A 22,032-nucleotide genomic window follows, 5' to 3' on the forward strand; every position below is an offset into this window, starting at 1 on the left:
TTAGACACCAACTGGTGCATAACTACCCGAACAGGCGTGGTGGATAACATTCCTGGCCATGCTCGCTCTCCCTGTCTAGATCGCGGTTTTCGCGGTCGTGATGACCGTTTCGGGAAGTTATACACCAATGTTTCCCGCGCCAGTATCCCCATACTTCGGCCGTAATGGCATCGGCAGGCACTGCGTGTAGCTGGCCAGCACAGCAGGGTAACCAGCGTAGCCGTTCGGCGATGGAGGGGGGAGTGTCCTTGGCCTGCCAGGGAGCAGGGCGCAGCGGGCGGTGCTATTTGCCGTGTCGAGCTTGTGGACAGCCGGAAAATGATCTTGCCCAGCACTCGTGGACACGGTTTTAAGCACTCATCCGGAGCTTCGTAGGGCGGGCGAAGCCCGCCGTTTTAGCGTGGGGTCCGGCCGTGTTCGGCTACGTCGCGGCGGTAGGGTGGATAACGGCGCAGCCTTATCCACCGTTGCCACAGGTGGAACATGCTGCGCAGTTTTCCACGGATTGGCGCTTTCCCGTTACGCGGCGCAGCCTTCGGGTATCGCGACGCTCGCCTGCAGGTGGCGCATGCTCTCCTGCAGCGCCGGGCGGATCTCGGGCAGGGCGTGCACGCTCTCGGCGAAGGGCTCGAAGGAGAACGGGCCGCGGTAGCCCAGCTCCAGCAGGCGTCGGATCTGTTCGGCGTTGCCGAGGAGGTCGGCCTCGCCGACCAGCACGCGGTGGCCGTCGCGGATCTCGGCCAGCGCGACCTGGCGGTCCTCGACCCCGGAGATGTGCACGATGCCGGTCAGCTCGGGGAAGAACTCCTGCTCGCCGGCCAGGTGGTGGTGGAAGGTGTCGTGGACCAGGCGGAACACGTCCAGCCCGCCGATGCTCTTGATCGCCTCCACGGCATCGTGCTTGCGGCGCAGCGCGCTGCTCTCGAAGCCCTGCGGCTCGACGAAGCCAAGCAGGCCGTGCTCGCGCAGGATCGGCGCCAGCGCGGTCAGCGCGGTGCGCAGTCCCCGGACCCGTTCGGCGCGGCTGCGCGGGTCGGCCGGGTCGTTCAGCGGGCAGAGCACCAGCCCCTCGGCGCCGCAGGCGCGGGCATAGGCGGCGAGCTTGAGCGCCTGCGCGCGGCGCTCGTTGTTCCACACGTCGAAGGGGTAGAGCGCGTTGATGCTCAGCACGCGGACGCCCTTGGCCCGGCACAGTTCGCGGACCCGTTCGGGCGGCGTGCCGTCCTCGATCTCGTTGCCGGTGAGGTCGTTGCGCAGCTCGATGCTGCCGGCCTTCAGGGCGCGCGCCAGATCGAGGAACTCGGCCAGCGGCAGGGACGGGGCGACGATGCGGTTGAGGGCGAAGGGGAGGGACGGGGTCATCTTGTTATTCTCCGTAAGGCTGCACGCAATGGGTTGGGTTACTTCGCGGTCGGCATGCTGAACTCCGGACCCTTGGCGATTGTCCGGCCAGCGCTGCATGACGCTTTTGTAACGGGTGTGGAAGCAGATGCCTTCCTCCCCATAGGCGTGGTGGTCGCCGAACCGCGAACGCTTCCAGCCGCCGAAGGGATGCCAGGCCATGGGCACCGGGATCGGCACGTTGATGCCGGCCATGCCCATGCCGGCCTCCGGGTCCACGCCGTTGCGGATGCGCAGGCGGTCGCTGCGCGGCAGCAGCTTCCCGATCAGCGCGTCGGCGGCCTGCTCGAGGCTGGCGTCGGGCATCACGATCATGTGGCTCCTGGCGCCGCCCCTTTCAAGGGCTTGCACTTTCCCCTTGGGGATAGCCCGGGAAGTGAGGTCGATAGCGCTTCGGAGCGAATGTATGCGCGATGCTTCAGGTTTTGCCAATGATCGCAGATACATCTGCCCCATGGCCTTGCTGGCAAGCAGCCGATTGGCGTTCAGCCGAAGGCCTTGAAAGGGCAGCACCTTCGCCTTCCGCTCGCTGAGCGCCACCCTGAGCCTGTGCCAGGCGCTGTTCATCGCCGTGGCCTACCGTCTGGAGCTCAAGGTCGGGGAAATCAGCGTGCCGGGTGGCCCGGAGGACGAAGGCTTCGATGACGAACTCGACTAGCTTTCCGGCCCGGTCCGCCCTAGGCGCAGTCCTGCCCGCGCACCGGCAGGAGCCGCCATTCGCGGTTGTTGCGGGATTTGTTTTTCACTAGAGTCGCGGCCCAAGACGTCGGCCCGACGGGAACGACACAGCTGCCGGCTGCCGCCAGGCGGGGCGTTTTTCCCATCCGCCCGCGCGCCTGCCGCCATCGCCGATGGAGGAGGGCGCGTCGATGCCGGCGAACGGATGACAGCCTTGTGGCGTCGAAGGGAACGCGCGCGACCGGCCCCGCGATGGCGATCGTCGCGCGGCATGCGCCGAACCCAGGAATCGCTCGCGCCCGCCGGCCCGCCGGCCGCGGCGCCGAGCCCAGCACAGGACACCCAGGAACATGAAGAGCAAGAGCAGGACCGGCGCGCCGTACCGCGCCCGGCGGATCGGCAACCATCAGCGGCCGCGGGACTGAGGAGACGAGCGATGCGTGGAAAACTGGTCATCGGCAACTGGAAGATGAACGGCAGCCTGGAGGCCAACCGGTGCCTGCTGCAGGAGCTGCTGCCGCCGCTGGCGGCGTTGAAGGGCGTCGGCGTGGCGGTCTGTCCGCCGTTCCCGTACCTGGCGCAGGTCGCTGGTCTGCTGGAAGGCTCCGGCGTGGCGCTGGGCGCGCAGAACCTCAATGCCGCCGAGAAGGGCGCCTTCACCGGCGAGGTCGCTGGCGGCATGCTCGGGGAGCTGGGCTGCCGCTACGTGCTGGTCGGTCATTCCGAGCGGCGCAGCCTGTACGGCGAGAGCGACGAACTGGTCGCGGAGAAGTTCGAGGCGGCGCTCGCGGCCGGACTTGTGCCGGTGCTGTGCGTCGGCGAGACCCTGGCGCAGCGCCGCGACGGCAGCACCGAGGCGGTGATCGCCGCGCAGGTGCGGGCGGTGCTGCAGCGGGTCGGCAGCGCCGGGATCGCTACTGGCGTCGTCGCCTACGAGCCGGTGTGGGCCATCGGCACCGGCGAGACCGCCACGCCCGAGCAGGCCCAGGCGGTGCACCGGCACATCCGCGCGCTGCTCGGCGAGGCCGACGGTGCCCTAGCCGCGGCCACGCCGATCCTCTACGGCGGCAGCGTCAAGGCCGACAACGCCGCCGCGCTGTTCGCCCAGCCGGACATCGACGGCGGCCTGATCGGCGGCGCCTCGCTGGAGGCCGCCTCCTTCCTGGCGATCTGCCAGGCGGCCCGCTAGAGCGGTTTCACGCTACCCGGGCTCAAGGAGTGCCCGGACTTCCTCCCTCTCCCCAGCCCTCTCCCCAAGGGGAGAGGGCGCTGAAGGGCCTCGTTCCCAAGGTCGCTGCAATCCTGAGCCAGCGTTTCTCGAACATGCTCTGGCGGCCTCCTGAAACGGCCCCGGGCATTGACTGCCTCTCGCGCCCCCGACTTTCCCTTTCTCCCGGCCGTGCAAGAATTGGCATCCAGGCGGACGCGCTGCAGGCGTCCAATCGCTGGATTCATGGTATGACGACGATGCTGAATGAACTCCGACAGCGTATCGAAAGGGAGGTCTTGAGCCATACGGGACTGGCCATCGGTGGCGTGGATTATGCACAGCCTCCCGGCGATCCCGGCCTGTTCGGGCCGGACTCCGTGTGCTGGCGCATCCATGGGGATTTCACCTCGATGCTGGTCGGCGGCCTGTCCGCGCTGATGTTGCAGATGCTGCATCCGCTTGCCCTGGCCGGGGTATGGGATCACTCGAGTTTCCGCCAGGACATGCTCGGCCGGCTGAGGCGCACCGGGCAATTCATCGCCGGCACGACGTTCGCCGGCCAGGACGAGGCGGCCCGCCTGATCCGCCGCGTCCGCGAGATCCATGGCCGGGTCAGCGGCGTTGCCGCGGATGGGCGGGCCTATGCCGCCAGCGATCCCCAGCTGCTGACCTGGGTGCATGTCGCGGAGGTCAGAAGCTTTCTGGCCGCGCACCTGATGTACCTGAACAAGGATTTGTCCCTTGAGCTTCAGGATCGCTACTACCGGGAGACCGCGCGGGTGGCGACCAGCCTGGGCGCGCAGGAGGTGCCGGCATCGTCCCGGGAGGTCGACGTCTATCTCGAGGCCATGCGCGCGGAACTGCGCTGCGACGCCAGAACGCTGGAGGTCTTCCGTATTCTGCAGCATGCGCCGACGACGAATGCAGCCGTGCGGGTGTTCTCCGTACAGGCCATGCAGGCGGCGATCGACTTGTTGCCGGATTTCGCCCGGGACCTTTATCCAGAGGCCGGGATGGCCAGGCGTCTGATGGGACGGGCGTTCATAAAAGGCAGTGCGCCGCTGATCCGCTGGGCGGTCCGCGACAACGCCTATTTCCGGGCGCACAAGAGGCTCGGGCTGGTGCCGCCCCGATGACGGCTGGCGGGCAGCGACCGGCCCGCCGAACGGCTACACGGCCGCGGCGCCCGCGCGCGGCGGAGCGGTTTCGGCTTCGGGGAGGGCGGCAGGCGAGGCGTCCTCGAAGCGGTCGACCCGGCGCAGCGACCTGAAGCCCCACATCCAGCCGCCCGTCACCGTCAGCGTGCACAGCGCGCCCAGCACCGCCGCCGGCACCGTGCCGAACCAGGCGGCGCTGCTGCCGGCGCGGAACTCGCCCAGCTCGTTGGAAGAGCCGATGAACAGCATGTTCACCGCGTTGACCCGCCCGCGCATGGCGTCCGGGGTGGAGAACTGGATCAGCGAGGAGCGGATGTACATGCTGACCATGTCCGCGCCGCCGGCCACCAGCAGGGCCAGGAAGGACAGCCAGAACAGGCTGGACAGGGCGAACACCAGGTTGGCCAGGCCGAACAGCGCGACCGCGGCGAACATGCTCAGGCCGACGTGGCGGTCGAAGGGCCGCACGCTCAGCCAGAGGCCGACCAGCACTTCGCCGATGGCCATGGCGCTGCGCAGCGCGCCGAGTCCTTCCGGGCCGACCTGCAGGACCTCCTGGGCGTAGATCGGCAGCAGCGCCACCACGCCGCCGAGCAGCACGGCGAACAGGTCCAGGGAGATGGTGCCGAGGACGATCGGCCGCGAGCGGATGAAGACGATGCCGGCGGTGAAGCGCTCCCAGGCGCTGGCCTCGAGGCTCTTCGGCGGCTCGGCGAAGCGCACCGGCACCCAGCGCAGCAGCCCCAGCCCGAGCAGGAAGCCGGCCATGCACAGCGCATAGCTCAGCGGGCCGCCGCCGAGGGCGTAGAGCCCGCCGCCGAACAGCGGACCGGCGATGGTGGCGCCGCGCATGATCATGCTGTTGGCGGCGATCGCCGCAGCCAGCCGCTCGCGCGGCACGATCTGCGGCAGCAGGCTCTGCAGGGTCGGCCCGGTGAAGGCCCGCGCGCAGCCGAACAGCGCCAGCACGGCGTAGATCGCCGCGGTGTTCAGCGTGTCGCCCAGCGACAGCCAGAGCAGCAGGGCGCTGCACAGCGCCTCGACCGCCCAGCTGGCGGCGAGGATGCGCTTGCGGTCGAAGCGGTCGATCAGGTCGCCGGCCGGCAGCAACAGCAGCAGCATGGGGATGAACTGGGCCAGGCCGACACAGGCCAGCGACAGCGGATCGCGGGTCGCGTCGTAGACCTGCCAGGCCACCACCACGGCCTGGATCTGCAGGGCGCAGACGGCCGCCAGGCGGCCGATCAGGAAGGGCAGGAAGCCGGGATAGCGGTAGATGCTGGAACCGGCCCCGGAGGAAATCGCGTCGGACACGTCGTTACTCGCAGGCAAGGGTTGAGGGGAAGGGCGCCGCCCTGTGCCCCGCCACCCGCAGGCATTCGGTGGGAGCGCCGGTGTTTGTTGCCGCAGGGTGACACCGTCCGGAGCGCTTTCCAACCGGCCGGGGCCAGTCAGTGGGCGATCAGCGACGAGATCCGAGTCGAAATGCCGCATCTCATGAGCCAGGTCAATATTGACAAGCGCAATCGCTGGCTAGATTCGTGTCGTCACTACGCCAAGGAGGGCAACCTCATGCTGATGTCTATCGTTCTTTCCATCGTGTTCGCATGCTTCATCCTGTTCGTGACCGGCCTGTGTTTGGGACGCTGGCTGCGTTCACCGTCCGGCCCGACGCCGAAGACGAATAGGGCGAATGCAGCGGGCCAATGCCCGTTGAGCGGAAACTGCACCTGGCGCGGCCTCCACGATACTGCCGGGGCCGGGCGCTAGGCAGACAGGCGTTCGCCATGGGGCGGGTGTCGGGACAGACCCGGCATCCGCCCTTTTCATTCCGGGGCGGCAGACAGACGTGTGGAGAGAGCGCCAAGCGCATTGGCCGGCATGCCTGATTCGTCGATTCGCAAGGGAGATGGCGCGCTCGGCGGGATTCGAACCCACGACCCCTGCCTTCGGAGGGCAGTACTCTATCCAGCTGAGCTACGAGCGCGTTACGGGGATGTTCCGGGAGCGGGATTCGGTCGGGCGACCGGTGCCCCTGGAGCAAAGAGGCCATATTTAAGCATTAGCGGCGCGCTTGCACAACCCGGAACGCACGACGCCAATGTTGCGAGCCGGGCGGCGTGGCTGGCGCCGCCCGGCCGCTTTCAGTGGTGAGCCATCGGCATCGGCGTGGGCATGCCGGAGTTCGCCGTGCCCGGCAGGGCGATGCGCACGTTCTGCATCATGCCTTCGTCCTCGTGGTCGAGGATGTGGCAGTGCAGCACGAAGTCGCCGATGTAGCGGCGATAGCGTGAGCGCACGGTGGCGGTGTAGCCCTGCTGGAGGAACAGGGTGTCGCGCCAGGTGCCCTGCAGGTTGGCGTACTGGCTGGGAATGCCGTTGGCATCCGGGACCGGCGTGCCGCTCACCTCGTTGCCCTCGGGGTCCTTCACCGAGACGATCTGGAAGGGGTTCACGTGGATGTGGAAGGGATGGCCGAAGGCGAAGGCGGTCAGCTTCCACTCGTCGACGGCACCCAGCTCCAGCAGGCGGTCGAGGCGGCCCGGCTCGTAGGGCGAGCTGTTGACCGGCACGGGCTTGCCGCCTTCGCCGGTGCCGATCTCGCCGACCTCGAACAGCGGGGCCTGGCCCGGCGGCAGGACGATCTGGAAGCCGAGGCTGCGATGGTTGGTCACTTCGCTGGCGGCGATGTCGGCGTGCGGGGCGAAGGCGCTCAGCTTGAGGCCGTCGGCCAGGTCGGCGAGCACCTTGTCGCGCACCTTGCCCTGCGGCATGCGCGCCTTGGCGGCGGTTTCCAGCGCCTGGGTCAGCACCGCCTCGGGCGCCTTGCCGGCGGCCGGGCCGTCCACCGTCACGTAGCCGAGCAGCTCGCGCGGGTAGCTCTCGTTGTTGACGCTCTGCTCCGGCCGCAGGGTCTCGTCGATGATGCAGTAGGTGCCGGGCTCGGGGAAGACCATCAGCAGGTCCTCGCGATAGCCAGGCTGGAACACCGTGGAGTCGCGCCGAGAGACCGCGCCGCGGGTCAGGCCGTCGCCGGCGACGGCGAACTGCGCCAGCGGCGCGCCGGTACAGGCCTGCTGGATGAACTGCTCGCGGGCCTTCCGGCCCTTGCCGGGCTTGCTGGAGGCCTGGGCCGCGTCGAGCTTGCGGAAGCTCAGGCGGATGGAGTCGCGCACCCCGGCGTGGATGAAGCGCCAGCGCTCGACGCTGCCGGCCCTGGCGCCGACCACGTAGGGCTCGACCAGGCCGTTGATCGCGGTGCGCCGGCCGGAGGCGTTCCACTGGGTGCCGCCGGTCGGGGTGATGCCGAACTGGCCTTCGTAGCTCTCGATGCCGCCGACGTCGCCCTTGTCGCAGAGCCATTTGCCGTCGGCGTCCTTCTTGATGTTGCCGTCCTGGTCGCGGCAGGTATAGGCGATCTGCTGGAAGACCAGGACGCGTTCGCGGAAGGCCTCGCCGTTGGGCGCGGTCAGCAGGGTGTCGAGATCGCCGGGGATCAGGCTGCCGTCGTCGCGCGCCTGCGGCAGGCGGTCGCCGCGGATGATCAGCGGGCCGGCCATGCCCGAGGCGACCTGCAGCGCGGTCGCGCCGTGCAGGTGCGGGTGGTACCAGAAGGTGCCGGCCGGGTGGTCGGCCGGCACGTTGTACTCGTACTGGAAATCGACGCCCGGGTCGATCTTCAGCAGCACGTTGTCGGAGTTGCCGGACGGGCTCACCCACAGGCCGTGGGTGTGCATGTTGGTGCTGTTGAAGCAGTGCGGGCCGTTGTGCTCGTCGCGCGGCTTGCAGCTCGGGTCGTCCTTGGGCAGCTGGTTGCGCAGGGTCAGGCGGAAGGTCTCGCCCGGCCAGAGTTCCACCTTGGGCCCGACGTAGGGGATCAGCGGGTCGCTGGCCTCGCCCTGGAAGGCGCGCAGGCGCACCGCGTCGTCGCTGTCGGTGTCGGGGTTGTAGATCTTGCCGTCGACGTAGCGGATGGCCAGGTCGTAGAAGACTTCATTGCCGACGCTGGAGGCCTGCGGACGGGCCTTGAGCGGCGTGGCGGTCATCAGGCTCGGGCCGCTCTTGCCGGGTGCGGCGGGCGCGCCGCGCAGCAGGGCGGCCGGCGGTTCGCGGACGATGCGCGCGGCGGGTACTTCCGCCGCGGCCTGCTGGACGGGGGCGAGCTGGACGGCGACCCCGAGGGCAAAGGTGGAGGAGAGGGCGAACAGGCGGCCCCGGTGGAGGCTGGTCATGGGCTTCGTGGGTCCTTGAATTTCTTCTTCGTCGTCGTGCCGCCGCGGCGCGTGCCGTGGGCGGCTTCCTGCATCGACGATGCCGGTGCTGGGGGCTTACATCCGGAACGCCCGTCCCAGAGCGGTTTCGCGAGGCGGCCGGATTGTAGGGGAAGCCCTGTGTGATGCCCATTGTGAATGTGTGGGATTGTCAGGGGCCGCGTTCAGCGGCACGGTGATTGTGGGCGAATGGCGAACAGCGGGGCGGAAACGGGGCCTTCCGGCCCCGTCGCGGTTCAGTGCTGGTGTCCCGAGTCCTCGTCTTCTCCGCTGCCCGTCTGGGAGATGCGCACGTTCTGCATCATGCCCTGGTCCTCGTGGTCGAGGATGTGGCAGTGCAGCACGAAGTCGCCGGTGTAGCGCCGGTAGCGCGAGCGGATGGTGATCAGGTGGTCGTCCTGGACGAACAGGGTGTCGCGCCAGGTGCCCCGCATGTTGGCGTACTGGCTGGGGATGCCGTCGTCGCCGGGCGTCGGCGCGCCGCTCACCTCGTTGCCCTCGGGGTCCTTCACCGAGAGGATCTGGAAGGGATTCACATGGATGTGGAAGGGGTGGCCGAAGGAGAAGGAGGTCAGCTTCCACTCCTCGACGGCGCCCAGGGTGAGCTGGCGCTGCACCGCTTCCTGGTTGTAGGGCGCGCTCTCGAAGGGTTCGGGCTCGCCGCTGCTGAAGTCGATCTTGCCGACCTCGAAGCTGGGCGCCTGGCCGGGCGCCAGGACGATCTGGAAGCCGAGGGTGCGGTTGCCGGTTATCTCGGTGTCGGCGACCGGCTCGTGGGGGGTGAAGGCGCCCAGCTTGAGGCCGTCGGCCAGGTCGGCGAGCACCTGGTTGCGCACCTTGCCCTGCGGCATGCGCGCCCTGGCCGCGGTTTCCAGCGCCTGGCGCAGGAGTGTCGCGGGGTTCTGGCCGGCGGCCGAGCCTTTCACCTCGACGTAGCCGAGCAGTTCGCGCGGGTAGCTTTCGTGGTTGACGCTCTGCTCGGGGCGCAGGGTTTCGTCGACGATGCAGTAGGTGCCGGCTTCGGGGAAGACCATCAGCAGGTCCTCGCGATAGCCGGGCTGGAGCACCGTCGAATCGCGCTGGGAGACCGCGCTGCGGGTCAGGCCGTCGCCGGCGACGGCGAACTGCGCCAGGGGCGCGCCGGTGCAGGCCTTCTCGATGAAGCGCTGGCGCGCCAGCCGGCTCTTGCCGGGCGCGGCGGAGGCCTGGGCCGGGTCGAGCTTGCGGAAGCTCAGGCGGATGGAGTCGCGCACCCCGGCGTGGATCAGCCGCCAGCGCTCGACACTGCCGGCCTTGGCGTCGACCACGTAGGGCTCGACCAGGCCGTTGATCGCGGTGCGCCGGCCGGAGGTGCTCCACAGGGTGGCGAGGGTGCCGTCGCCGCGCGGGACGATGCCGAACTGGTCGTAACGCTCGATCCCCCCGACGTCGCCCGCGGCGCAGAGCCACTTGCCGTCGGCTTCCCGCTTGATGGCGCCGTCCTGGTCGCGGCAGGCGTAGGCGATCTGCTGGAAGAGCAGGGTGCGCTCGCGGAAGGGCCGGCCATTCGGCGCGACCAGCAGGGTGTCGAGGTCGCCGGGGACCAGGCTGCCGTCGTCCTTGGCCTGCGGCAGGCGGTCGCCGCGGATGATCAGCGGGCCGGCCATGCCCGAGGAGACCTGCAGCGCGGTGGTGCCGTGCAGGTGCGAGTGGTACCAGAAGGTGCCGGCCGGGTGGTCGGCCGGCACGTTGAATTCGTACTGGAAGGTGGTCTGCGGGGGGATCTTCAGGTGCACGTTGTCGGAGTTGCCGGACGGGCTCACCCACAGGCCGTGGGTGTGGATGTTGGTGTTGTTGAAGCAGTGCGGCACGTTGTGGTCATGCTCCCCATGGGGACAACTCGAGTCGTCGGTCGGCAGCTCGTTGTGCAGGGTCAGGCGGAAGGTCTCGCCCGGCCAGAGTTCCACCTTGGGGGCGACATAGGGGGTGGGGGCCTGCGGATCGGCCGCTTCGCCCGCGTAGGCGCGCAGGCGCACGGCGTCGTTCTGCCCGGTTTCGGGATTGTAGATCTTGCCGTCGACGTAGCGGACCTTCAGGTCGTAGAAGACCTCCGGCTGGGAGCCGGAGGTCCGCTGGCGCTCGGCGGAAAGGCGCTGCCCCGGCGTTCCCGGCTCCGGGGGGGCGCCGCGCAGCACGGCGGCCGGCGGTTCGCGGACGATGCGCGACTCCGCTATCGGGGCGGCGGAGGCGGTCTGGCTGGCAAGGCCGAGGGCGAGGGTCGAGGACAGGGCGAGCAGGCGCCCCGGACTGGTGCAGGTCATGTGCGAGAGTCCCTGATGTTGTTCTGTCGTCTGCCGCGGTCGCACATCCGGTCCGCGGGCAGGCCCGCCGGCCGGCCGGCGCCCTGCGGCGGCTTCCTGCCTCGGTTGAGTCGCTGATTGCAAGGGTGCTGCACGGAATGCCCGCTACTGCCCGGAGTGCTCGTCCCGGCGCGGCTTGGCGAGGCTGTTCGAAGTCTAGTGGAGCGCTCGAAAAGTTCCCTGAAGCCCGACGAAAAGCAGGGGCTCGGCTGCGTGGGTGGCGCCGGGCCTGAACGAAAATGCCCGCATCCTGCGATGCGGGCATGTTCCCTGTCGCCGCTGTGGTCCTGCCGCGCAGGAGCGCGGAGTCAGACGGGCGTGGCGAACTGGATGTCGCTGTCGGGGTTGAAGCCGGTGACCCCGACCAGGGTCAGCGACCAGCTGTCGTCGCCGGTGATGGTCAGCACGGTGTCGTCGCTGGCACCGTCGTCGTCGGCATCGGTCTGGGCGATGCCGAACAGCTCGTCGAACTGCGCGGCGGTGAGGCCGGAGAAGTCGAGGATGTCCTCGCCCTGCACGAAGTCGGTGATGGTGTCGTGGCCGTCCGTGCTGGTGGCGGTCAGACCGCTGCCGAAGCTGAACAGGTCGGAGTAGTAGCGGGTCTGGAGCGTTCTACCGGTGGTGAAGGTGAAGTCCTCGCCCTCGGAGAGCTGGCCGGCCAGGACGTCCACGCCGTCGACCCAGACCGAGGGCACGCCGGTAGTGGTCTGGTTGAGTTCGATGGTGTAGTCCTGCCCGCCGGCCAGGTCGTACTTGGTCACCAGGTAGTCCAGCCACTGGTTGTAATTCTTGGCGAAGTCGCCCTGGCCGGTGCCGTCGAGCAGCTGGCCGTCCTCGCCGACGTAACCCCCCATGCCGTTGGCGATCAGCCAGTCGGTGAAGCGCTCGCTGACGGCCTCGTCCTCGACGACCTCGAAGCTGTAGTGGAAGCCGTCCGCGCCCGCGCCGCCGGTCAGGGTGTCGTCGCCCTCGTGGCCGGTGAGACGGTCGTCGCCGTCGCCGCCAGCGAGACTGTCGTCGCCCTCCTGGCCGTGCAGGATGTCGTCGCCGGCGTCGCCGTAGAGGCTGTCGTCGCCCTGCTGGCCGTTGAGCACGTCGTTGCCGTCGCCGCCATAGAGGGTGTCGTCGCCTGCCTGGCCGTTGAGGTTGTCGTTGCCGCCTTCGCCGTAGAGGGTGTCGTCGCCGGCACCGCCGTTCAGCGTGTCCTTGCTGTCGGTGCCTTCGAGCGTTTCGCTGTTATCGCTTCCGTTGATTGCTGCCATTTTTCCTCCCCCACCCAGGCCCGCGGAGGAAGCAAGTGCGCCTCGAATGCACGGGCCAGGGTTTTCCGTTTCTGGATGAAGTTGAACGTCTGGCGGCCCGGCCATCTCGGTGAGATCCGTGGCTTTCCGTGCTCGCATCGCTACGAGGTTGGCTTTGGCAGGCAAAACGATAGCACTTAGGTGTCAATTTGCCATCTTGGAGCGTGACCTTGCCCAACGAAAAACGGGGCCGCGCGGGCCCCGTTTTTCGTACTGCGGCTGCGGCTTACTGGCCGGGGATGTCCCGGCTCAGGTGCACCGGTTCTGCGCGCGGACGGCGCATGCGGATGTTCAGCGCTTCCACCGCCAGCGAGAAGGCCATGGCGAAGTAGACGTAGCCCTTGGGCACGTGCACCTCGAAGCTCTCGGCGATCAGCACGGTGCCGACCACGATGAGGAACGACAGGGCCAGCAGCTTGAGGCTCGGGTGCTTGTCGATGAACTCGCTGATGGTGCCGGAGGCGGCCATCATCACCAGCACGGCGACGATGATCGCGGCGACCATCACCGGCACGTGGGAAACCATGCCGACTGCGGTGATCACCGAGTCCAGGGAGAACACGATGTCGATGATGGCGATCTGGACGATGGTGCCGATGAACTGGCCGCCGCCCTTGGGCGTCTCGTTGGTCTCGTCCTCGCCTTCCAGGCCGTGGTAGATCTCGGTGCTGCTCTTCCACAGCAGAAACAGGCCGCCGAAGAACAGGATCAGGTCGCGTCCGGAAATGCCCTGGCCGAAGACGTGGAAGAGGTCGACGGTCAGGCCCATGACCCAGGAGATCGACAGCAGCAGGAGAATCCGGGTGACCATCGCCAGCGCCAGGCCGAACAGCCGGGTGCGGGCCTGCATCTCCTTCGGCATGCGGCCGACGAGGATGGAGATCATGATGATGTTGTCGATGCCGAGCACGATCTCCAGCGCGGTCAGGGTGAAGAAGGCAACCCAGATCTCCGGGTTGGTCAGCCAGTCCATAAAGGGTCCTCAAATTGTCGGTTGAACGGCCGGCAGCGGGTGGCCGCCGGCCGTGGGAGTCTGTACGCGACAGTGTGAAATTTTCGTCAGTGCGTCGTTCAGTTGCCGGCCAGCGGGAAGACGCCGATGGCCAGCGCGGCGAGCATTATCGCCACACAGATCAGCGTGGCCAGCTTCAGGGCGAAGCGCTGCAGGTCGCCGAACTCGATCTTCGCCAGGCCCACCAGCAGGTAGGTGGAGGGCACCAGCGGGCTGAGCAGGTGCACCGGCTGGCCGACGATCGAGGCGCGGGCCATCTCCACCGGGCTGATGCCGTAGTGGCTGGCGGCCTCGGTGAGCACCGGCAGCACGCCGTAGTAGAAGGCGTCGTTGGACATGAAGAAGGTGAACGGCATGCTGACCAGCGCGGTCACCACGGCCAGATAGGGGCCCATCGCGTCGGGGATCAGCGCCAGCAGGCTCTTCGACATGGCGTCGACCATCCCGGTGCCGGAGAGGATGCCGGTGAAGATGCCGGCGGCGAAGATCAGCCCGACCACCGCCAGCACGTTGCCGGCATGCGCGGCGACGCGTTCCTTCTGCGCCTTGAGGCAGGGGTAGTTGATGATCATGGCGAGGCTGAAGGCGATCATGAACAGCACCGGCAGCGGCAGCACGCCGGCGATCAGGGTGCCCATCAGGCCCAGGGTCAGCATGGCGTTGATCAGCAACAGCTTCGGCCGGCGCGCTTCGGGGTACTGGGAGACGCTGACGTCGGAATGGTCTTCAGTGCCGTCGGCCAGGTGCAGCACGCCGAGGCGCGCGCGCTCGCGCTTGCCGTAGAGGTAGGCCATGCCCAGCAGGGCGGCCACGCCGATCGCCATGGCCGGGATCATCGGCACGAAGACGTCCGACGGGTCGACGTGCAGGGCGCTGGCGGCGCGGGCGGTGGGGCCGCCCCAGGGGGTCATGTTCATGATCCCGCCGGCGAGGATGATCAGGCCGGCCATGATCCGCGGGTTCATGCCGATGCGGCTGTACAGCGGCAGCATGGCGGCGACGCAGATCATGTAGGTGGTGGCGCCGTCGCCGTCCATGGAGACGATCAGCGCCAGCGCGGCGGTGCCGACGGACACCCGCAACGGGTCGCCCTTGACCATGCGCAGGATGAAGCGCACCGGCGGGTCGAACAGCCCCGAGTCGATCATCAGGGCGAAGTAGAGGATGGCGAACATCAGCATCACCCCGGTCGGGGCGAGCTTGGTGATGCCCTGCAGCATCATCGGGCCGATGTCGCCGGCGAAGCCGCCGAACAGGGCGAACAGTACGGGGATGACGATGAGGGCGATCAGCGCCGAGAGGCGCTGGGTCATGATCAGGACCATGAAGGTCAGGACCATGGCGAAGCCGAGGAAGGTCAGCATGGCGAGTACTCCGGACGTGGGGACGTGCTGCGTGGCCTGGCGGTCAGCGCAGGGAGGTCGACGGGCTGTGGGAGGGCAGGGCGGGGGCGGACGAACGGGAAACGGGGTGCATGGCAATCTCCACTCATTGTTTTTGTCGGGCGACCGGTCGGGCGCCGGCTCTGGAGATGGATGCTACGCAGCCAAACTTTCAGCGAGCTTTCGCTGGAGAAATGCGCTGATCGTGGAGTGAAAAAGCGTATCTTGCGGGGTGATCTGTCGGGAGTGTGAGTTCGGCGCCGAGTTCGCCTTCGCGCATTCCGCTACTTTCCGCTGCCGCCCATGAACATGAAGAAGCCCCGCACGGGGCGGGGCTTCTTCATTCAGCGGGAGTGTCGCTTAGACCTGCAGGACCGGGAGTTCGGCCTTGGCCGCCGCTTCCTTGTACTCGGCGATCTGGTCGAAGGACAGGTAGCGATAGATATCGGCAGCCATGGTGTCGATGTTCTTCGCGTATTCCATGTACTCCTCAACGGTCGGCAGCTTGCCAAGGATCGAGGCGACCGACGCCAGTTCGGCGGAAGCCAGGAACACGTTGGTCGCATCGCCCAGACGGTTCGGGAAGTTACGGGTCGAGGTGGAAACCACGGTCGAACCGGTCTGTACGCGGGCCTGGTTACCCATGCACAGCGAGCAGCCCGGCATTTCCATGCGCGCACCGGCCTTGCCGTAGATGCCGTAGTAGCCTTCCTCGGTCAACTGGTGGGCGTCCATCTTGGTCGGCGGAGCCAGCCACAGACGGGTCGGGATGCCGCCCTTGACCTTGTCGAGCAGCTTGCCGGCAGCGCGGAAGTGACCGATGTTGGTCATGCACGAGCCGATGAACACTTCGTCGATCTTCTGACCGGCAACGGTGGACAGCAGGCGGGCGTCGTCCGGGTCGTTCGGCGCGCAGAGAACCGGCTCCTTCACTTCGGACAGGTCGATCTCGATCACCGCGGCGTATTCGGCGTCCTTGTCGGCTTCCAGCAGCTTCGGATTGGCCAGCCAGGCTTCCATCGCCTGGGCGCGACGCTCCAGGGTGCGGGCATCGCCGTAGCCTTCGCCGATCATCCAGCGCAGCATGGTGATGTTCGAGCGCAGGTATTCGGCGATGGCCGCTTCCGGCAGCTTGATGGCGCAACCGGCAGCGGAACGCTCGGCGGAGGCGTCGGACAGCTCGAAGGCTTGCTCGACGGTCAGGCTGTCCAGACCTTCGATCTCGAGAATGCGGCCGGAGAAGATGTTCTTCTTGCCCTTCTTCTCGACGGTCAGCAGGCCGGCCTGGATCGCGTAGTAGGGGATGGCATGCACCAGGTCACGCAGGGTGATGCCGGGCTGCAGCTTGCCCTTGAAGCGCACCAGAACGGATTCCGGCATGTCCAGCGGCATGACGCCGGTGGCGGCGGCGAAGGCCACCAGGCCGGAGCCGGCCGGGAAGGAGATGCCGATCGGGAAGCGGGTGTGCGAGTCACCACCGGTACCGACGGTATCCGGCAGCAGCATGCGGTTCAGCCAGCTGTGGATGATGCCGTCGCCCGGACGCAGGGACACGCCGCTGCGGTTCATGATGAAGTCCGGCAGGGTGTGGTGGGTCTTGACGTCGATGGGCTTCGGATAGGCGGCGGTGTGGCAGAAGGACTGCATCACCAGGTCGGCGGAGAAGCCCAGGCAAGCCAGGTCCTTCAGCTCGTCGCGGGTCATCGGGCCGGTGGTGTCCTGGGAACCGACGGTGGTCATCTTCGGTTCGCAGTAGGTGCCCGGACGGACGCCCTTGCCTTCCGGCAGACCGCAGGCGCGGCCAACCATCTTCTGGGCGAGGGTGAAGCCCTTGCCGCTGTCGGCCGGCGCTTCCGGCTTCTTGAACAGGGTGGACGGAGCCAGGCCCAGCTCGGCGCGGGCCTTCTCGGTCAGGCCGCGGCCGATGATCAGCGGGATACGGCCGCCGGCGCGGACTTCGTCGAGCAGCACGTCGGTCTTCAGCGAGAAGCTGGTGACCAGCTCGTCGCTGCCGTTGCGGCGCACTTCACCCTTGATCGGGTAGACGTCGATGACGTCGCCCATGGCCAGGTTGGTGCAGTCGAATTCGATCGGCAGGGCGCCGGCGTCTTCCATGGTGTTGTAGAAGATCGGGGCGATCTTGGTGCCGAAGCAGAAGCCGCCGGCGCGCTTGTTCGGCACGTAGGGGATGTCGTCGCCGAAGAACCACAGCACCGAGTTGGTGGCGGACTTGCGCGAGGAACCGGTACCGACCACGTCACCGACGTAGGCGACCGGGAAGCCCTTGGCCTTGACCGCTTCGATCTGCTTCAGCGGGCCGACGGAGCCCGGCTGGACCGGTTCGATGCCGTCGCGGGCCATCTTCAGCATGGCCAGCGCGTGCAGCGGGATGTCAGGGCGCGACCAGGCGTCCGGAGCGGGCGACAGGTCGTCGGTGTTGGTTTCGCCCGGGACCTTGAACACGGTCAGGGTGACTTTTTCCGGAACGGCCGGCTTGGCGGTGAACCACTCGCCGTCAGCCCAGGACTGCAGCACGGCCTTGGCGGCGGCGTTGCCCTTCTTGGCGCGCTCGGCGACGTCGTGGAAGGCGTCGAACATCAGCAGGGTGTGCTTGAGTTGCTCGGCAGCCACGGTGGCCAGCTCGGCGTTGTCCAGCAGTTCGACCAGGGTGGCGATGTTGTAGCCGCCCTGCATGGTGCCCAGCAGCTCGACGGCGCGGGACTTGCTGATCAGCGGGGAAGTGGCTTCGCCCTTGGCGATGGCGGAGAGGAAACCGGCCTTGACGTAGGCTGCTTCGTCCACGCCCGGCGGAACACGGTTGGTGATCAGGTCAACCAGGAAGGCTTCTTCGCCGGCCGGCGGGTTCTTCAGCAGTTCGACCAGGCCTGCGGTCTGCTCGGCGTTCAGCGGCTGGGGCACGACGCCCTGGGCGGCACGCTCTTCTACGTGTTTGCGATAGGCTTCAAGCACAGTTTTACCCTCATCAGTGGTCCCAGGGGGTTCCGGGACACTCATCCTGGGAATCTCCGCACGCAAGCGCCTTCGCCGCTTTATGGGCGGCACGGCCAAGGTTGCGACGATCCCCCTCCAGAAGCTGTTTTCAAAGTTTTACGCCGAGGGAGGGGAGGTGTCGGCACCCTGTGGTGGGTGCCTGCGCCGTTCCATTCGGGTCAACTGTGCTCGTGACGCTTTGAAAACAGCTTCGACTGGACAGGGGTGCCAAAAAGGCATCTGGTCTGGGTGCTGCCGCCGCGGGTGCCATCGATTTCCGGCTCATGGCCGGAGCCCATGATGGTCAGTAGCGGCTCGTGCGCTCCCGGGGCGAACCGGACAGGTCGCTGGCAAGAAACGGGGCCTTTGGAAGTGCCTCCGCGCATCAGCACGCAGGGGATGGGCTGCATCATTAGGAATTTCTATTTATTAACCATAAGTTATTGATGCTTCTGGCAGGAGATTCACACGGAACCAAAAATGTTTCCAATGCAAATATTGTTAGTATTATTTCTTTAATGTTATCAATTGGGTGGCCGCTACGGTCGGTTGCCCGCTCTGCTGCCGCCGATCCCTCTCGAACGAGTTATCCCGCAGGACAGCCGATGGAACTCAGGCAGTTGCGCTATTTCGTCAAGGTCGTCGAACTGGGCAGCCTGGGGCGGGCCGCACTGGAGCTGGGCGTCGGCACTTCGGCGCTGAGTCAGCAGATCGCCAAGCTGGAAAGCGAGCTGTGCGCCCGGCTGCTGAATCGCAGCTCCACCGGCGTGACGCCGACCAGCGCGGGCCTCGCCTTCCTGCACCATGCCCAGCTGACCCTGCGCCAGGCCGAGAATGCCGTGCAGGCCGCCCGCCGCGACCGCATGAGCGGCTATGTCAGCCTGGGGTTGGCACCGACCACCGCCAGCGTGCTGGCCCTGCCGCTGATCGAGGCCATGCGCACGCGCTACCCGGATATCCAGCTGCACCTGGTGGAAATGCTCTCGGGCTACCTGGCCGGCCAGCTCAATGCCCGCCAGCTGGATCTCGCGGTGCTGTTCCAGACCGACATGGCCAAGCGCTGGAGCGTGATGCCGCTGCTCGACGAGCGACTGTTCGTCATCCATTCCTCCGCGTGTCCCGCCCCTCCGGGCGAGAGCCTGAGGCTGGCCGATCTCGGCGACCTGCCGCTGCTTCTGCCCAGCGCACAGCACGGCCTGCGTACCCGCCTGATGGCCGCCTTCGAAAGCGCCGGGGTCGTCCCCAACGTGATCATGGAGATCGACGGCCTGGCCACCCTCATGGACGCCGTGCGCGCCGGGCATGCCGCGACCATCCAGCCGGGCGCCGCGGCGGCGCATTCCGGCGAGGCCGGGCTCTGCGTCGTGCCGATCATTGATGCCCATGTGAGCCGGCGCAACCTGCTCGCCAGCCTGTCGGACGACGAGCTGTCGCCTGCGGCCCTGGCCACCCGGGTGACGGTCGCCGGCGTCGCCCGCGAACTGGTCCGCACCGGGCATTGGCCCGGCGCCAGCCTGCTGGGCGAGTGATCCTGGGGTCTTCAGTTTTACTGAACACCTCCCGCGCAAAGCAGCCTGTCGGGGTCAGCTCCGTCTAACTATCGTGCCTTCCACGGGTGGGGAGCCCCTTCGTTTCGCCTCCCCACCGAGGAGGAGACGAGATGATCGATGTACTGGTGGTCGGCGGCGGGAACGCCGCGCTGTGCGCCGCCCTCATGGCACGCGAGGCCGGTGCCCGGGTGCTCTTGCTGGAGGCCGCGCCGCGCCGCTGGCGCGGCGGCAATTCCCAGCACACCCGGAATCTGCGCTGCATGCACGAGGCCCCGCAGGACGTGCTGGTCGATGCCTATACCGAAGAGGAGTTCTGGCAGGACCTGCTGAAGGTCACCGGCGGCATGACCGACGAGCGTCTCGCCCGGCGCGTCATCCGCGACTCGTCCCGTTGCCGGGACTGGATGCGCCGCCATGGCGTGCGTTTCCAGCCGTCCCTGTCGGGCACGCTGCAGCTGGCGCGCACCAATGCCTTCTTCACCGGCGGCGGCAAGGCCTTGATCAACGCCTACTACCGCAGCGCCGAGGCACTGGGCGTGCAGATTCGCTACGACAGCCCGGTGACGGGGATCGAACTGCAGGGCGATCGCTTCGTCGCCGTGCACCTGGCCGCCCGGGAGGTCGATGGCGTGCGCCGGCCGGCCGAACGCATCGAGGCGCGCAGCTGCGTCCTGGCCGCCGGCGGTTTCGAATCCAACCGCGACTGGTTGCGCGAGGCCTGGGGACAGAACGAGAACGGCGACTGGGCGGCGGACAACTTCCTGATCCGCGGAACCCGCTTCAACACGGGCACGCTGCTGCGCGCCCTGATCGACGCCGGTGCCGATCCTGTCGGCGACCCGACCCAGGCCCACATGGTTGCCATCGACGCCCGTGCACCGCTCTACGACGGTGGGATCTGCACCCGCATCGACTGTGTGTCGCTGGGTGTGGTGGTCAACTGTGACGGCCGCCGCTTCTACGACGAGGGCGAAGATTTCTGGCCCAAGCGCTACGCAATCTGGGGGCGCCTGGTGGCGCAGCAGCCCGGCCAGGTCGGCTACTCCATCATCGACCGCAAAGCCGTCGGCCGCTTCATGCCACCGGTGTTTCCCGGCACTGCCGCGAGCACCCTTGGCGAACTGGCCCGTCAGTTGAGCCTGCCCGAAGCTGCGTTCGTGGAGACCATCGAGGCCTACAACCAGGCCTGCCGGGTCGGCACCTTCGACCATACCGCACTCGACGACTGCCGCACCGAAGGCCTCTCGCCGGCCAAGACCCACTGGGCCCGGCCGATCGACACGCCGCCCTTCTATGGCTATCCGCTGCGTCCGGGCGTCACCTTCACCTACCTGGGGCTCAGGACGGACGAGACGGCCGCCGTGCACTTCTCCGGCAAGCCCAGCCCGAACCTCTTCGTCGCCGGGGAAATGATGGCCGGCAACGTGCTCGGCAAGGGCTACACCGCCGGGGTCGGCATGAGCATCGGCACGGCGTTCGGCCGGATCGCCGGCAGCCAGGCCGCCGCCGCGGCCGGCCATCACCCAGCTTCCATGACTGCAGGACAAGACCATGCAATCGCTTGATCCCGGGGCACGACCGCCCATCTCCGGCGCCGGCGGCGCACTCCAGCCGATCCCGGTGTTCAACGTCGCCGCGGCGGAAGTCGACCGGCAGCTGCACATCTGCAATGCCTGCCGCTACTGCGAGGGATTCTGCGCCGTGTTCCCGGCCATGACCCGGCGCCTCGACTTCACCCAGGCGGATATCCATTACCTGGCCAACCTCTGCCACAACTGCGGTGCCTGCCTGCATGCCTGCCAATACGCCGAACCCCATGAGTTCGCCGTGAACGTCCCGCGGGCGATGGCCAGGGTGCGCCTGGACACCTATGCCGAATATGCCTGGCCGCCGGCATTGGGTCGGCTCTACCGGCGCAACGGGCTGACGCTGTCGCTGGCCACCGCCGCCGGCCTGGGACTCTTCCTGGCGCTGACGTTGGCCGTCAAGGGCACCCTGTTTCCCGGACCGCTGGCAGGCGACTTCTACGCGATCTTTCCCCACGACGCGCTGGCGCTGATGTTCGGCCTGGTCTTCGCCTTCGCCACCCTGGCCCTCGGCATGGCCGTGCGGCGCTTCTGGCGGGAGGTTTCGCCGCCTTCGGAAGAGCCGGTGCAGAAGGGAGCAGCGGCGTTCGAGGCCTCGGGTGCCGTGTTACGGCTGAAGTATCTCGACGGTGGACATGGCGAGGGCTGCAACGAGGAGAGCGACCGCTTCACCCTCTGGCGGCGGCGCTTCCATCACTGCACCTTCTACGGCTTCCTGCTGTGCTTCGCCGCCACCTCCGTCGCCACGCTGTACCACTTCGTGCTGGGCCTGGAGGCGCCCTATCCGCTGACGAGCCTGCCGGTTCTGCTGGGGACGGCCGGCGGCCTCGGGCTGCTGGTCGGTCCCGCCGGCCTCTTGTGGCTGAACCGGCGTCGCCATCCGGAGCACGGCGACAGCGCGCAGCGTCCCATGGACCGCGGTTTCATCGCGCTGCTGCTGCTGGTCAGCCTCAGTGGCCTGGCGCTGCTGGCCGGGCGGGACAGTGGGGCCATGGCGCTGCTGCTGGCGCTGCACCTGGGCGCGGTCATGGCGTTTTTCCTGACCATGCCGTACGGCAAGTTCGCCCATGGAATCTTCCGCAGCGCCGCCTTGCTGAAGTTCGCCATCGAGAAGCGCCAGCCCGACCGGTTGCGGATGGGCGGCGAGTGAGGGC

At 67.7% G+C, this 22,032-nt stretch carries 14 protein-coding genes, 1 tRNA gene, 3 pseudogenes and 1 riboswitch; of the genes and pseudogenes, 7 read left to right on the top strand and 11 right to left on the bottom strand.

The genetic code is table 11. The features are described from left to right. Positions 1-519: 519 nt before the first annotated feature. Both ACG10_RS01330 and ACG10_RS24050 read right to left on the bottom strand, forming a co-directional pair. Entirely contained in the window at positions 520-1,362 is an 843-nt protein-coding gene (locus tag ACG10_RS01330) for a TIM barrel protein (RefSeq protein ID WP_089169763.1), read from the bottom strand. Between the two features lie 38 nt (positions 1,363-1,400). Then, a pseudogene (locus ACG10_RS24050) lies at positions 1,401-1,773 on the bottom strand (hypothetical protein); the annotation flags it as partial. A gap of 130 nt (positions 1,774-1,903) precedes the next feature. On the opposite strand from ACG10_RS24050, the pseudogene ACG10_RS23495 reads away from it, so the two are divergent. The 3 genes and pseudogenes from ACG10_RS23495 to ACG10_RS01340 all read left to right on the top strand — a co-directional run. Further along, positions 1,904-2,059 (top strand): annotated as a pseudogene (locus tag ACG10_RS23495) (MurR/RpiR family transcriptional regulator); the annotation flags it as partial. Between the two features lie 456 nt (positions 2,060-2,515). Next, positions 2,516-3,268: a triose-phosphate isomerase gene (tpiA, locus tag ACG10_RS01335; protein WP_089166824.1), complete on the top strand. Its 753-nt coding sequence runs from the start codon at positions 2,516-2,518 to the stop codon at positions 3,266-3,268. A 281-nt stretch (positions 3,269-3,549) separates the two neighbouring features. After that, positions 3,550-4,425 (top strand): oxygenase MpaB family protein, encoded by an 876-nt coding sequence (locus tag ACG10_RS01340; RefSeq protein WP_089169764.1) that lies wholly within the window; start codon positions 3,550-3,552, stop codon positions 4,423-4,425. A gap of 33 nt (positions 4,426-4,458) precedes the next feature. On the opposite strand, the gene ACG10_RS01345 is transcribed toward ACG10_RS01340, so the two are convergent. Beyond that, a complete protein-coding gene (locus tag ACG10_RS01345; RefSeq protein WP_408608423.1) occupies positions 4,459-5,760 on the bottom strand; it encodes an MFS transporter in 1,302 nt (433 codons plus the stop codon). A 171-nt stretch (positions 5,761-5,931) separates the two neighbouring features. On the opposite strand from ACG10_RS01345, the gene ACG10_RS01350 reads away from it, so the two are divergent. Further along, on the top strand, positions 5,932-6,216 hold the full coding sequence (locus ACG10_RS01350; RefSeq protein ID WP_131256003.1) for a hypothetical protein: 285 nt from the start codon (positions 5,932-5,934) through the stop codon (positions 6,214-6,216). A gap of 140 nt (positions 6,217-6,356) precedes the next feature. Here ACG10_RS01350 and ACG10_RS01355 read toward each other — a convergent pair. The 8 genes and pseudogenes from ACG10_RS01355 to ACG10_RS01390 all read right to left on the bottom strand — a co-directional run. Further along, a tRNA-Arg gene (locus ACG10_RS01355) sits at positions 6,357-6,433 on the bottom strand. Between the two features lie 157 nt (positions 6,434-6,590). Then, positions 6,591-8,678 (bottom strand): multicopper oxidase family protein, encoded by a 2,088-nt coding sequence (locus tag ACG10_RS01360; RefSeq protein WP_089166827.1) that lies wholly within the window; start codon positions 8,676-8,678, stop codon positions 6,591-6,593. Between the two features lie 275 nt (positions 8,679-8,953). After that, positions 8,954-11,017, bottom strand: a complete 2,064-nt coding sequence (locus ACG10_RS01365) for a multicopper oxidase family protein (RefSeq protein WP_089166828.1) — start codon at positions 11,015-11,017, stop codon at positions 8,954-8,956. A gap of 347 nt (positions 11,018-11,364) precedes the next feature. Continuing rightward, complete coding sequence (locus tag ACG10_RS01370) at positions 11,365-12,318, bottom strand: calcium-binding protein (protein WP_089166829.1); 954 nt, start codon at positions 12,316-12,318, stop codon at positions 11,365-11,367. Between the two features lie 88 nt (positions 12,319-12,406). Next, positions 12,407-12,481, bottom strand: a riboswitch (cyclic di-GMP riboswitch). Positions 12,482-12,583: 102 nt separating this feature from the next. Beyond that, positions 12,584-13,330, bottom strand: a complete 747-nt coding sequence (locus tag ACG10_RS01375) for a TerC family protein (protein ID WP_089166830.1) — start codon at positions 13,328-13,330, stop codon at positions 12,584-12,586. A gap of 98 nt (positions 13,331-13,428) precedes the next feature. Further along, a complete protein-coding gene (locus ACG10_RS01380; protein ID WP_089166831.1) occupies positions 13,429-14,733 on the bottom strand; it encodes a CitMHS family transporter in 1,305 nt (434 codons plus the stop codon). A gap of 378 nt (positions 14,734-15,111) precedes the next feature. Beyond that, positions 15,112-17,721, bottom strand: coding sequence for a bifunctional aconitate hydratase 2/2-methylisocitrate dehydratase (gene acnB, locus ACG10_RS01385; protein WP_089166832.1), 2,610 nt, complete (start codon positions 17,719-17,721; stop codon positions 15,112-15,114). 263 nt (positions 17,722-17,984) lie between these two features. After that, a pseudogene (locus tag ACG10_RS01390) lies at positions 17,985-18,152 on the bottom strand (PrpF domain-containing protein); the annotation flags it as partial. A gap of 195 nt (positions 18,153-18,347) precedes the next feature. Here ACG10_RS01390 and ACG10_RS01395 point away from each other — a divergent pair. The 3 genes from ACG10_RS01395 to tcuB all read left to right on the top strand — a co-directional run bounded on the left by ACG10_RS01395 (position 18,348) and on the right by tcuB (position 22,028). Further along, a complete protein-coding gene (locus tag ACG10_RS01395; RefSeq protein ID WP_089166834.1) occupies positions 18,348-19,271 on the top strand; it encodes a LysR family transcriptional regulator in 924 nt (307 codons plus the stop codon). A 131-nt stretch (positions 19,272-19,402) separates the two neighbouring features. Then, the gene (gene tcuA / locus ACG10_RS01400) at positions 19,403-20,857 is read left to right on the top strand and encodes an FAD-dependent tricarballylate dehydrogenase TcuA (protein ID WP_089166835.1); all 1,455 of its coding nucleotides are present in this window, start codon (positions 19,403-19,405) and stop codon (positions 20,855-20,857) included. After that, positions 20,844-22,028 carry a tricarballylate utilization 4Fe-4S protein TcuB gene (gene tcuB, locus ACG10_RS01405; protein WP_089166836.1) on the top strand — a complete coding sequence of 395 codons (1,185 nt, stop codon included), beginning with the start codon at positions 20,844-20,846 and terminating at the stop codon, positions 22,026-22,028. Before tcuA ends, tcuB begins: the two co-directional genes overlap by 14 nt. The last annotated feature ends 4 nt before the right edge of the window (positions 22,029-22,032 follow it).

It is taken from the genome of Azotobacter chroococcum (genome assembly GCF_002220155.1).
GTDB lineage: Bacteria > Pseudomonadota > Gammaproteobacteria > Pseudomonadales > Pseudomonadaceae > Azotobacter > Azotobacter chroococcum.

Excerpts from the sequence above, each read along its gene's own strand:
- ACG10_RS01330 (WP_089169763.1), bottom strand. The coding sequence starts at position 1,362 with ATGACCCCGTCCCTCCCCTTCGCCCTCAACCGCATCGTCGCCCCGTCC.
- tpiA (WP_089166824.1), top strand. The coding sequence starts at position 2,516 with ATGCGTGGAAAACTGGTCATCGGCAACTGGAAGATGAACGGCAGCCTG.
- ACG10_RS01350 (WP_131256003.1), top strand. The coding sequence starts at position 5,932 with ATGCCGCATCTCATGAGCCAGGTCAATATTGACAAGCGCAATCGCTGG.
- ACG10_RS01360 (WP_089166827.1), bottom strand. The coding sequence starts at position 8,678 with ATGACCAGCCTCCACCGGGGCCGCCTGTTCGCCCTCTCCTCCACCTTT.
- ACG10_RS01365 (WP_089166828.1), bottom strand. The coding sequence starts at position 11,017 with ATGACCTGCACCAGTCCGGGGCGCCTGCTCGCCCTGTCCTCGACCCTC.
- ACG10_RS01370 (WP_089166829.1), bottom strand. The coding sequence starts at position 12,318 with ATGGCAGCAATCAACGGAAGCGATAACAGCGAAACGCTCGAAGGCACC.
- ACG10_RS01375 (WP_089166830.1), bottom strand. The coding sequence starts at position 13,330 with ATGGACTGGCTGACCAACCCGGAGATCTGGGTTGCCTTCTTCACCCTG.
- ACG10_RS01380 (WP_089166831.1), bottom strand. The coding sequence starts at position 14,733 with ATGCTGACCTTCCTCGGCTTCGCCATGGTCCTGACCTTCATGGTCCTG.
- ACG10_RS01395 (WP_089166834.1), top strand. The coding sequence starts at position 18,348 with ATGGAACTCAGGCAGTTGCGCTATTTCGTCAAGGTCGTCGAACTGGGC.
- tcuA (WP_089166835.1), top strand. The coding sequence starts at position 19,403 with ATGATCGATGTACTGGTGGTCGGCGGCGGGAACGCCGCGCTGTGCGCC.
- tcuB (WP_089166836.1), top strand. The coding sequence starts at position 20,844 with ATGCAATCGCTTGATCCCGGGGCACGACCGCCCATCTCCGGCGCCGGC.